At 69.6% G+C, this 10,405-nt stretch carries 12 protein-coding genes; 8 read left to right on the forward strand and 4 right to left on the reverse strand.

Features of this window, described 5'->3' with window-relative positions; translation table 11 throughout:
• From ACQKIP_RS22255 to ACQKIP_RS22265, 3 genes are all read right to left on the reverse strand, one after another.
• Positions 1-803, reverse strand: an 803-nt coding sequence (locus ACQKIP_RS22255) for a helix-turn-helix domain-containing protein (protein ID WP_427743871.1), incomplete at its 3' end; no start/stop codon positions are given.
• 26 nt (positions 804-829) lie between these two features.
• Positions 830-1,345, reverse strand: a complete 516-nt coding sequence (locus tag ACQKIP_RS22260; RefSeq protein WP_365854378.1) for a DUF6879 family protein — start codon at positions 1,343-1,345, stop codon at positions 830-832.
• A complete protein-coding gene (locus ACQKIP_RS22265; protein ID WP_365854376.1) occupies positions 1,317-1,571 on the reverse strand; it encodes a hypothetical protein in 255 nt (84 codons plus the stop codon). The genes ACQKIP_RS22260 and ACQKIP_RS22265 overlap by 29 nt, the downstream gene beginning before the upstream one ends.
• Positions 1,572-1,777: 206 nt before the next feature.
• On the opposite strand from ACQKIP_RS22265, the gene ACQKIP_RS22270 reads away from it, so the two are divergent.
• Both ACQKIP_RS22270 and ACQKIP_RS22275 read left to right on the forward strand, forming a co-directional pair.
• Positions 1,778-2,002 carry a hypothetical protein gene (locus tag ACQKIP_RS22270; protein WP_365854374.1) on the forward strand — a complete coding sequence of 75 codons (225 nt, stop codon included), beginning with the start codon at positions 1,778-1,780 and terminating at the stop codon, positions 2,000-2,002.
• Between the two features lie 319 nt (positions 2,003-2,321).
• Entirely contained in the window at positions 2,322-3,041 is a 720-nt protein-coding gene (locus tag ACQKIP_RS22275) for a 5-formyltetrahydrofolate cyclo-ligase (RefSeq protein ID WP_365854372.1), read from the forward strand.
• An 18-nt stretch (positions 3,042-3,059) separates the two neighbouring features.
• Here the strand turns inward: ACQKIP_RS22275 and ACQKIP_RS22280 are convergent, their stop codons facing one another.
• Positions 3,060-4,406 carry a Gfo/Idh/MocA family protein gene (locus ACQKIP_RS22280; RefSeq protein ID WP_427743878.1) on the reverse strand — a complete coding sequence of 449 codons (1,347 nt, stop codon included), beginning with the start codon at positions 4,404-4,406 and terminating at the stop codon, positions 3,060-3,062.
• A 279-nt stretch (positions 4,407-4,685) separates the two neighbouring features.
• Here ACQKIP_RS22280 and ACQKIP_RS22285 point away from each other — a divergent pair, with 279 nt between their 5' ends.
• The 6 genes from ACQKIP_RS22285 to ACQKIP_RS22310 form a co-directional block, all read left to right on the forward strand.
• Complete coding sequence (locus ACQKIP_RS22285; RefSeq protein WP_365854370.1) at positions 4,686-5,804, forward strand: Gfo/Idh/MocA family protein; 1,119 nt, start codon at positions 4,686-4,688, stop codon at positions 5,802-5,804.
• Positions 5,801-6,727, forward strand: coding sequence for a PmoA family protein (locus tag ACQKIP_RS22290; protein ID WP_365854368.1), 927 nt, complete (start codon positions 5,801-5,803; stop codon positions 6,725-6,727). Before ACQKIP_RS22285 ends, ACQKIP_RS22290 begins: the two co-directional genes overlap by 4 nt.
• Positions 6,721-7,488, forward strand: coding sequence for a cupin (locus ACQKIP_RS22295; RefSeq protein WP_365854366.1), 768 nt, complete (start codon positions 6,721-6,723; stop codon positions 7,486-7,488). Before ACQKIP_RS22290 ends, ACQKIP_RS22295 begins: the two co-directional genes overlap by 7 nt.
• 55 nt (positions 7,489-7,543) lie before the next feature.
• The gene (locus ACQKIP_RS22300; protein WP_365854364.1) at positions 7,544-8,827 is read left to right on the forward strand and encodes an ABC transporter substrate-binding protein; all 1,284 of its coding nucleotides are present in this window, start codon (positions 7,544-7,546) and stop codon (positions 8,825-8,827) included.
• Entirely contained in the window at positions 8,824-9,783 is a 960-nt protein-coding gene (locus tag ACQKIP_RS22305) for a carbohydrate ABC transporter permease (protein ID WP_365854362.1), read from the forward strand. The genes ACQKIP_RS22300 and ACQKIP_RS22305 overlap by 4 nt, the downstream gene beginning before the upstream one ends.
• Positions 9,780-10,405: carbohydrate ABC transporter permease (locus ACQKIP_RS22310; protein WP_427743876.1), on the forward strand; the 626-nt coding region annotated here is incomplete at its 3' end. The genes ACQKIP_RS22305 and ACQKIP_RS22310, both read left to right, overlap by 4 nt.

The following is a 10,405-nucleotide window of genomic DNA, read 5'->3' on the forward strand; positions in this document are numbered from 1 at the left end:
GGGCCGTGGACTGCTAGCTGTGCCAGCTCTTCGAATGCCCGGGCGTACAGGGCCACTTCAGTGGGCTGTGTGAGAGTTACGGCCGCGGTGAGTGAGTCCGTGTGGACTCGGTCGTTGTCGAAGATGGTGAAGGTTTCCAGGGGCCACATGGTGCGGGGTGCGTTGAGCGGGATTACGCCGAGGGATACCGATGGCAGGGCTATGGCGGAGAGGAGTGAGCCGAGTTGGGCGGCCATCGTGTCGGTTTCGCCGATTCGGTAGTGCAGGACGGCTTCCTCTACCAGGACGGCGAATCGGTGGTTTCCCTCGTGTGCGACGCGGGAGCGTTCCATGCGGGCCGTGACGGCCTCGGTGACGTCGTCGGGGGTGCCCCGGAACGCCGCGATGGATGACAGCAATGCGGTGGCGTAGCCGGGGCTTTGCAGGAATCCGGGGACCACGTTGGAGCAGTAGACGCGGAAGAGTTGGGTGCGTTGGTACAGGGACTTGCCGGATTCCTGCAGTTGGCGGAGTCCGCTGCGTTGCAGGCGCCGCCATTCCACGTACATCGCGTCGGCCTGGCGGTTGGCCGCGATCAGGTCGGCTGTCCGGCCCTCGGCCTGGCAGGCGCGGCACCAGGCGGCGATGTCGGCGTCCGAGGGAGGGGTCTTGGCGTGCTCGATGCGCGAGGACTTGGATTCGCTCCACTGGCACCGGGTGGCCAGCTCGCGTGCGGTGATCCCGGCGTCCAGGCGCAGCTCGCGCAGGCGCGCGGCGAGTGCCTCTCGCGCTTGTTGGACGCGGGCTGAGGGGTGTGTGGGCATGGGCTGGCTGTCCGGGTCTCCTGGGTTCAGACGTGGTAGTCGTCGTGCGGGGTGGCGCGCTGCCATACCGCCTCGAATGCCGAGACGCATAGCTTTACCGTGGCGGGGTCGTCCGTGATCTCGTCCTCGACGACGGCTCCGTCGCCGGAGAAGTGGTGGATGCGCAGGAGTGTGTTGTCGAAGGCCCAGAAGTCGTTGCCGGACAGGGCGAGGTCTGAGGCCATGCGCCGGGGCAGCCAGCGGACTTGTTCTCCCGCCGTTGTGTTGGCGCGGGTGACGTAGTGCTCCCATTTGATGTACTCGGTCACCGGCTCCGACACGATCCGGGCGCGCCGGATCGACACGCCCCGCGCGACGGTGTCCGCGATCAGCTGGTCGTAGGGGTGCCACCAGGATGCGCGGTCGTCCCAGTTGATTCGGGCGCCCCGCTGCCACGCTTCGAAGCGATCATTCGTCGCGTAGCTGTCACGCATCTCCAAGTGCACGGCGCTCCGGTGGCAGTTGGCCAGCAGCTCAGCGAAGCTCGGGGCGCTCGAGGGCATCGCATGCCTTCCTGATCGAGGGCACCAGGCGGGCCGGGATGCGGATGATCGCCTCGCTGTCGGGGACCGGTCCGTTGGCCGGGCTGGTGGCCTCGCACTTGGCTTCGGTCCGGCGCTCGGGCTTCCAGCCCTGCAGCAGGAGTTCGCCGGCCTCGGGGTCCACCCACACCGTGGGGCAGTGATCGCGATCGGTATCGGGGTCGATGCCGATGAACTGTACGGCCATGCCAGCCTCCCGCACCCGGATACTTGCTCTGACTTGCACCACCGTCCTGCCGTGCGGGGCAACCGTCAAGGCCCCGAACTGGGCCAGTAATTGCTGTGCAAGCTGCTGCAAGTTCGTGGATCGCGAGCCTGGAGTCTCCCTAGCGTTCGTCCCGAGGCCACCGCATCGCGGTGCGCGGGGCGCCGCCAGCAACGCCGGGAGTGCACATGGACAGCAAGGCCGTGCCGGACGTCGGGGCCGTGGCCGTCGACACCGCAACCGGGCGCGTCGGGGTGGTGATGGAGCGGGGCCCCTTGTGCGTGTACCTGCGTCCGCCGGGCGGCGGCAAGGAGTGGGAAGCCAAGCACGGCAGCGTGCGGCAGGCCGACCCGCACGAGGAACTCCAGGCGAAGGTGGCCAAGGCCAATGCGGAAAGCAGGCGGCCCCGGTGAGTACCCCGTCCCTCGCGCCCGTCGACTGGCGCACGCTGAACGGTGACCAGCTCAAGGGCTGGGCCTGCGCCCTGTGCGGCGCCCGGTTGTACGCCGACCGGCCGATCGGCAAAGTGACCACCCACTTCAGGGGCCGCGAACCGGAAGACGTCGAACTGTGGGCATGCGCACCTCAGTGCGACGGCGTCGCTTCACGAACGACCAGTGCTGCTCATAGCATCAGGGCATGACTGCACGGCCTGACGACGCTCCGCGTCTGGTCCGCAGGAGATCAACGACAGGCTGCTCGCGCTCATGGCCATCTAGGACAGGTGGAGGCGTGACAGAGATCGAGCAGGCCAAGCAGGCCGTCCGGGAGCGGGTGTGGCGGCGGCTCATTGACGGCGGTGGCGCACCGGCTGACTCGTACGGGAAGATCCCCGGCTTCTACGGAGCCGAGGGGACAGCCGATCAACTGGCCGGTCTGGATGAATGGCAGCGAGCCACGACCGTCAAGGCGAACCCCGACTGGGCGCAGCTTCCCGTCCGTGTCCGCGCCCTGAAGGACGGCAAGCGCGTCTACATGGCCGTACCGAGGATGGCGAGCGCTGAGCCCTTCTACCTGCTCGATCCCGCGACGCTCGGCATCTCGCCCGAGGATGCTGCCGAGAAGAAGGGCGCGGCCCGGGTCGCCCGGCGCGTCGGGGTGGAAGAGGTTGCACCGATCGACATCGTCGTCTGCGGCAGCGTGGCCGTGAACCGTTCCGGTGCCCGTATCGGTAAGGGTGCCGGGTACTCCGACCTGGAAGTGGCGCTTCTCATCGAGGCCGGTCTGGTTACCGAGAAGACCGTGATCGTGGCGCCGGTGCATGAGCTCCAGGTCGTCGAGGACGACATCCCCGAGACGGAGCACGACTTCTCGGTGGACTACATCGTCACGCCGGAGACGGTGATCCCCTGCCCTAAGCGGCGACGGCCACTCGGCCTGGTATGGGAGGACCTCACGGCCGAGAAGATCGCGGCGATCCCGGTGCTGGCGCAGCGGAGAGCTGCGCAGTAGGCACAGCCCCCCGTCAGCTCACCTTTCCATGAGACTCCGCGCATCCACCGGCAACCCCGTTTCGAAGGAGCGGTTCGCGGCGAGGCCCGTGGCCAGGGAGAGGGCTCCGTCGGCGGCGTTTGCTGCGCGGCCCAGGCGGTCCGTGTCGCCGGGCGGTCGTTCGCCGAAGAGGTCGGCCAGCATGCGTACGTCCCCGCCTCCGTGGCCGCCCTCGCCCGTGGGCACCTTGATCTCTCTGGGATCCTCCCAGAAGCGACGCAGCAGGAGTTGGGTGCGGCCGGGCTCGTCGCCCGCCGCCGCGCCGTGCAGGACGGGGCTCGCGCCGTCCGTCCGTGCGTCGGGGCGTGTCCAGGTGGACTCCTCCACTAGGAGTTCTACGCGGCCCTCGCTGCCGTTGAAAGCGATCCGGTAGCCCTCCCAGGGCGCGTACGCCGTGAGGTGGTACGTGAGGGTCGCGCCCGTGGAGTAGCGCACGAGGACCGCCATGTCGTCCTCGATGTTCACACCTGGGCCGAACACGTTCTGGTCGCGGTGGTAGCCGTCCTCCATCTCCGCGTTGAGGTAGAGGGCGGTCAGTACGGAGGAGTCGGCTAGGCGGATCGCGAAGGGGTCGCCCTCGGCGGCGGGGGAGCCGTGGGCGCGGGCGTAGTCGCGGGCCAGGCCGCGGCGGGTGCCCGCTTCGTCGCCGTAGAAGAAGAGGCCGCCCTGTGCGTAGACGGTCTGGGGCCTTGCGCCCAGCCACCAGTTGACCAGGTCGAAGTGGTGGGTGGCCTTGTGCACCATCAGGCCACCGGAGTTGGCCTTGTCGCGGTGCCAGCGGCGGAAGTAGTCCGCGCCGTGCCGTAGGTCCAGCAGCCACTCGAAGTGCACCGAGCCGATCTCGCCGATCGCGCCGTCTGCCAGGAGCCCGCGTACGGCCGAATGCACTGGGTTGTAGCGGTAGTTGAAGGCGACCCGCACCTCGCCGCCTGTGCGGCGCTGTGTATCCAGGATGCCGCGGGCGCGCTCGGCGGTCGTGGTCATCGGCTTGTCGGTGATCACGTCGCAGCCCGCTTCGAGCGCGCGCACGATGTAGTGGTCGTGCAGGTGGTCGACCGTGCAGACCACGACCAGGTCGATGCGTTCGCGGTGCAGCATCTCCGCGAAGTCGTCCGCACCATACGCGGGTACGGGCGGTAGGCCGGGGCGGGCGGGTGCGAGCCAGGTGTTGTGGACGGCCATGCGGTGCGCGTTGACGTCGCAGAAGGCGGCCAGGTCGATCTGGTCCGCGTAGGGGCCGGCGAGCGCCTCGGTGAAGAGTTGGGCGCGGGCGCCGAGTCCCACCACTGCACAGCGGCGGCGACGGAGCGCGGCGTCGGGAGGCATGCGGGTCATGCGGGCTTCCCTTCGGGCAGGGGTAGGGAGAGACACAGGGGGAGAGGGGGTGGCAGGGGGGAGGCAACGGGTCAGTGCGGCGTTCGGATGGCGGCCTCGTGCGGAGGTGGTGAACGCCCCGCGACGATCGCGGGCCCGCCCGGTCCGGACCAGGACGTCCACATGTTGAGTCGTTTCAGTTTTCGGCTCCGAGGTCTTGTCCTGACATTCCTGCGGTGCCTAGGGTCGGCCCCAGTGCAAGCGCTTTCTAAGCTCGTTCGAGGAGACCGTATGTCCTCCACCCCCACGCGTCTACGGGCCGCCGTCGTCGGCACCGGTGGCATCGTGACTGGCAGTCATCTGCCCGCCCTGCGGGCCCACTCCGACCGGGTCGAGCTGAGAGCCGCCGTCGACGTCGACCCCGCCAGGCTCGAAGCATTTCGCACGGAGGCCGGGGCACTGGGCATGGACGTCGAGGGCTACGCCGATTACGAGACGATGCTCGACGAAGTCCGCCCCGACCTCGTCCTGATCGGCACCCCGCCCTCCCTGCACCGCTCCCAGACCGTGGCCGCCCTCAAGGCCGGCGCGTGGGTGCTCTGCGAGAAGCCGCTGTGCCTCTCGCTCGCCGAGTACGACGAGATCGCCGCCGCCGAGGAGGCATCGGGCACGTACGCCTCCGTCGTCTTCCAGCACCGCTACGGCTCCGGCGCCGTCCACGCCCGCGAGCTGATCGCCGGCGGCGAGCTCGGCGCGCCCCGCGTGGCGCACTGCCAGACCACCTGGCACCGCGACAGCGCCTATTACGCGGTGCCCTGGCGCGGCCGGTGGGAGAGCGAGGGCGGCGGGCCCACCATGGGGCACGGCATTCATCAATTCGACCTGCTCCTGCATCTGCTCGGCGACTGGACCGAGGTGCGAGCCATGGCGGCACGGCTCGTCCACGACACCGAGAGCGAGGACGTCTCGACCGCTTTGGTGCGCTTCGAGAGCGGCGCGCTCGCCACCGTCGTCAACAGCGTCCTGTCCCCGGACGAGGTCAGCCGTATCCGTATCGACTGCGACGACGCCACGGTCGAACTCACCCACCTCTACGGCCACTCCAACGGCGACTGGACCTACACCCCCGCCCCGCACGTCGAGCCCGGTCGCGCGGATGCCTGGCGCACCCCCGCCGCCGACGTGCCCAGCTCGCATGCCGCCCAGCTCGGTGCGCTCCTCGACGCCCGCGAGCGGGGCGTACGGCCGCCGGGCAGCGGCACCGAAGCCCGGCGCACCCTCGAATTCGCCGCCGCGCTCTACAAGTCGGCGTTCACCGGAAAGCCGGTGCACGCGGGCGAGATCGCCGCAGGCGACCCCTACTACCAGGCCATGCACGGCAGCCACCCTGACTGGAGCCCCGCGCGATGACGATTCAGGTCACCCACACCCACGGCGAGCGGATCACGGTCCGCTCGGGCGGCGGCGTCGAGCTGCTGAGCTACGTCTACGCCCCGGACCCCGACCCCTTCGAGGCCCGCAAGCCCTACATCCACCCCCTGCGCACCCTGGCCGGGAACCAGGTCTCGGGATACCGGCCCAACGACCACCGCTGGCACAAGGGCCTGCAGATGACCGCGAGCCATCTGTCGGGGCAGAACTTCTGGGGCGGCAACAGCTATGTCCACGGCGAGGGTTACCTGCGCCTGCCGGAGCGGGTCGGCTCCATGCGCCACGACGGATTCCCGGCCCTGGACGTGGGGGAGGAGCGCTTTCACCTCACCGAAGAGCTGACCTGGGTCGAGAACGGCGGCCAGGAGTGGGCCAGGGAGGAACGTGACATCACCGTCCACTCGGTCGACGAGGACGCCGGATCCTGGGCCCTGGACTGGTCGATCCGCCTGACCAACATCCGCGACGAACCCCTGCACTTCGGCTCGCCCACCACCGCGGGCCGCGACATGGCCGGTTACACCGGACTGCAGTGGCGCGGGCCGCGCGACTTCACCGGCGGCGCCGCCTTCGGGCCCGGCGACGAGAAGGACGCCGGTGAACTGATGGGCACGCAGGGCCCCTGGCTCGCCTTCACCGCCGAGCACGACGACGTCGACGCGCACTCCACGCTCGTCTTCGCGCACGCCCCCGAGAGCCAGGAGGAAGGGACCGCGATCCACGAATCGCACTGGTTCGTGCGCTCCGAACCCATCCCCACCGTCGCCTTCTCCTGGGCGTTCTTCGAGGAGTTCGCGCTGCCGCCCGGCGCGTCCTTCGCCTACCGCTACCGCGTCGTGGTTGCCGACGGCGCCTGGGACCGCGACCGCGTCGCCACCCACTTGAAGGGACTGTCATGGTGAGCTCTCCCCACCCGCTGCCGAGCCTTCCGCACCCGCTGCCAGGAGCCATCGGCCTCTCGCACCTGAGCGCCTACGACTGGGAGGCCGCCGACGGCGTCTGCGGCGGCAGCCCGCACCTGCACCTGGTGTGCACCGAGGCGTACGTGGTCACCGGCGGGCGCGGCGCCGTCCAGACGCTCAGTCCCGACGGCTACCGCGAGGTCCCCCTGGAGGCGGGCTCGGTCGCGTGGTTCACGCCCGGCACCGTGCACCGCATGGTGCAGGGCGGCGACCTGCGGATCACGGTCCTGATGCAGAACAGCGGCCTGCCCGAGGCCGGGGACGCCGTCTTCACCTTCCCGCCCGACGTACTCGCCGACCCCGAGCGGTACGCCGCCGCGGCGAAGCTCCCCGCCAAGGAGGGCCCGGAGGCGGAGGCCGCCGCGCGCAAACGCCGTGACCTGGCCGTCGAGGGATACCTGCCGCTGCGCGAGGCGCTCAAGGCCGGGGACAACGGCCCCTACCTGGAGTTCCAGCAGGCGGCGGCCCGCCTCGTGCGGGACAAGGTCCCCGCCTGGCGTGAGCTGTGGCAGGCCGGAGCCCTGGCCGCCGCCGAACGCACCGGCGCGCAGCTGGATGCCCTCGCATCCGGCAGCCCCGACTACCTCGCCGGATCGGGCTCGTACGACAGCCGGCCGTCGCGCCGGGGTGGCTACGGCATGTGCGGGCGCCGCGACGAGTACGAACTGCCGGGCACCACGCTCCCGTACTACGGCGAGTAGCCACCCGCGTCACCGCGAACACCATCAAGAACCCAGAGAGGAGGGTGTCACCGGCATGCCCGGAAACAGGACAAAGTGGTCCTGCGTGACGGCCGCGGTGCTCACGCTCAGCGTGTTGCTCACCGGCTGCGGCGGCTCGGACGAATCGAGCGGCGGCGGCAAGACCGTGCTGCGCTACACCTGGTGGGGCAACCCCGACCGGGCGGCCCGTACCCAGGAAGCCGTCGCGCTGTTCGAGAAGGAGCACCCGGGGATCACGGTGCAGACCTCGTTCGCCGGCTACGAGGCGTACAAGCAGAAGCTCGCCACGCAGGCGGCGGGCGGCGACGCCCCCGACGTGATGCAGCTCGACTACCGGCAGATCGACCAGTACGCCTCGGGCGGCATCCTCCTCGACCTCGGCAAGCAGAAGAAGGCCCTGCGCACCGACGAGATCGACGCCGGGCTCCTGGCCACCGGTGTCGTGGACGGCACCCAATACGCGATCCCGCAGGGCCGCGGCACCGAGACGGTCGTCTACGACGCCAAGCAGTGGAAGGCGGCCGGGGTGACGCTCCCGAGGGGCGGCTGGACCTGGGAGGACTGGGCCGATGCCATGCGGGAGCTGGCGAAGAAGACCGGCAAGCCCGGCTCCGTGGACCCCGGGCAGAGCGAGGACTGCTTCGAGGTGTGGCTGCGCGGCCAGGGCAAGACCCTCTACACCAAGGACCGCGAGCTCGGCTTCACCGCCGATGACCTGACCCGCTGGTGGACCTTCACCGACAAACTGCGCCGGGAGGGCGCGGTGTCGGCCGCCGAGCAGACCACCCAGCTCGACGGGACGGTGGAGAACCAGCCGCTGGCCCGCGGCAAGGCGATCTCCGACTTCAACTGGGATGCGCCGTCCAGCGGTTACACGCCCATCGTCGGCGAGGGCCTCACGCTTGCCCCGATGCCCTCGGGTACGGACGGCACACCCGGCCAGTACTTCAAGCCCTCCATGTTCATGGGCGCCGCGGCCACCAGCGAACACCCGGAGGAGTCCGCGCAGTTCATCGACTTCATGATCAATGACGAGAAGGCGGCGAAGATCCTCGGCGCCTCCCGCGGCATCCCGGTCAACGAGCCGATCCGCGCCGCCATCGGCCCGGAACTCGTGGACTTCGACAAGACCGTCGCCGACTACCAGGACTCCGTCGACGGCAAGCTCGAAGCGCCGCCGCAGGCGCCGCCCTCCGGCGACAACGCCCTGCAGACCACCTTCGGGCGTGACTACGACCAGGTGTCCTTCGAGCAGATGTCACCCCGCGAGGCCGCGGAGGACTTCATCACCGAGGCGAAGGCGGAGGTGCGCTCATGACCACCACCGACATACCCGCGAAGGCCGCCCGCGTCAAGAGCCCCGAGCCCTCGCGCAAGCCACGGGGGAAGCGCGAACGCGAAGGCGCCGCCTGGGTGTTCCTCTCGCCCTGGGTGCTCGGCGCCGTCGTTCTGACGCTCCTTCCGATGGCCGTCTCGCTGTATCTGTCCTTCACCGACTACGACTTGTTCAACGCCCCGCGCTGGGTGGGCCTGCGCAACTACGTGCAGATGTTCACCGAGGACCCGCGCTACTGGCGCTCGGTCGGCGCGACCCTGACGTACGTCGTGATCGCCGTGCCGCTGCAACTGGCGCTCGCCCTGGCCGTCGCCCTTGCCCTGAAGTCCATGCGGCGCGGCAAGGCGTTCTACCGGTCCGCCTTCTACGCCCCCTCGCTGCTGGGCGCCTCCATGTCGATCGCCCTGGTGTGGCGGGCGGTGTTCAACGACGGCGGCACCGTCGACAACCTCCTCTCCGACATCGGCATCCACACCGGCGGCTGGGTCAACAAGCCCGGCTGGGCGCTGTTCGCCGTGGCGCTCCTGACGGTGTGGCAGTTCGGCGCCCCCATGGTGATCTTCCTGGCGGGGCTGCAGCAGATACCCGCCGAGCTCTACGAAGCCGCGGCGGTGGACGGGGCGAGCCGCAGGCGGCAGTTCCTCTCCATCACGCTGCCGATGCTGTCGCCCGTCCTCTTCTTCAACCTGGTGCTCCAGACCATCCAGGCCTTCCAGGTCTTCACCCCCGCCTTCGCGGTCAGCGGCGGCAAGGGCGGCCCCGCGGACTCCACCCTCTTCTACACGCTCTACCTCTACGACCGCGGCTTCGTCGCCTCGCACATGGGCTACGCCTCCGCCATGGCCTGGGTCCTGCTGATCGCCATCGGAGCCGTGACCGCGGTGCTCTTCCGCACCTCGCGCTCCTGGGTCTTCTACGCGAACGAGGGGGAGCGATGACCACCAGCACTGCCACCACCACCGGCACCACCGCGGGCCGGCGGCCCGTCCCCTGGCGCCGCATCGCCCTGCACGCCGGATGCCTGGCCGCGCTCCTGGTCATGCTCTATCCGCTGGCCTGGCTGCTCGCCACCTCGCTCAAGCCCGCCGACGAGGTGATCGCCAGCCTGAACCTGCTGCCGGGCAAGCTGGAGTGGTCTAACTACTCCACCGCCCTCGACGGCGTGGATGACGTGTCGGTCGGGCGGCTGCTCACCAACTCCCTCCTCATCGCGGGCGGCGCGGTCCTCGGCAACGTACTGAGCTGCTCCCTTGCCGCCTACGCCTTCGCACGGCTGCGTTTCCGCTTCCGCGGCCCGCTGTTCGCCTTCATGATCGCGACGATCATGCTGCCGCACCACGCGGTCCTGATCCCGCAATACATCATCTTCAACCAGCTCGGCATGGTGAACACCTACTGGCCGCTGATCCTGCCGAAGTTCCTGGCCACGGAGGCCTTCTTCGTCTTCCTCATCGTGCAGTTCATGCGCGGCCTGCCGCGCGAACTGGAGGAGGCCGCCCGGATCGACGGCTGCGGGCCGTTCCGCAGCTTCTTCCTGGTCGTCCTGCCGCTTACCCGGCC

The sequence above is a fragment of the Streptomyces sp. NPDC059900 genome (genome assembly GCF_050270335.1).
GTDB lineage: Bacteria > Actinomycetota > Actinomycetes > Streptomycetales > Streptomycetaceae > Streptomyces.

Coding starts and splice junctions, on each gene's coding strand:
- ACQKIP_RS22260 (WP_365854378.1), bottom strand. CDS start 1,345: ATGCCCTCGAGCGCCCCGAGCTTCGCTGAGCTGCTGGCCAACTGCCAC.
- ACQKIP_RS22265 (WP_365854376.1), bottom strand. CDS start 1,571: ATGGCCGTACAGTTCATCGGCATCGACCCCGATACCGATCGCGATCAC.
- ACQKIP_RS22270 (WP_365854374.1), top strand. CDS start 1,778: ATGGACAGCAAGGCCGTGCCGGACGTCGGGGCCGTGGCCGTCGACACC.
- ACQKIP_RS22280 (WP_427743878.1), bottom strand. CDS start 4,406: ATGCCTCCCGACGCCGCGCTCCGTCGCCGCCGCTGTGCAGTGGTGGGA.
- ACQKIP_RS22285 (WP_365854370.1), top strand. CDS start 4,686: ATGTCCTCCACCCCCACGCGTCTACGGGCCGCCGTCGTCGGCACCGGT.
- ACQKIP_RS22290 (WP_365854368.1), top strand. CDS start 5,801: ATGACGATTCAGGTCACCCACACCCACGGCGAGCGGATCACGGTCCGC.
- ACQKIP_RS22295 (WP_365854366.1), top strand. CDS start 6,721: ATGGTGAGCTCTCCCCACCCGCTGCCGAGCCTTCCGCACCCGCTGCCA.
- ACQKIP_RS22300 (WP_365854364.1), top strand. CDS start 7,544: ATGCCCGGAAACAGGACAAAGTGGTCCTGCGTGACGGCCGCGGTGCTC.
- ACQKIP_RS22305 (WP_365854362.1), top strand. CDS start 8,824: ATGACCACCACCGACATACCCGCGAAGGCCGCCCGCGTCAAGAGCCCC.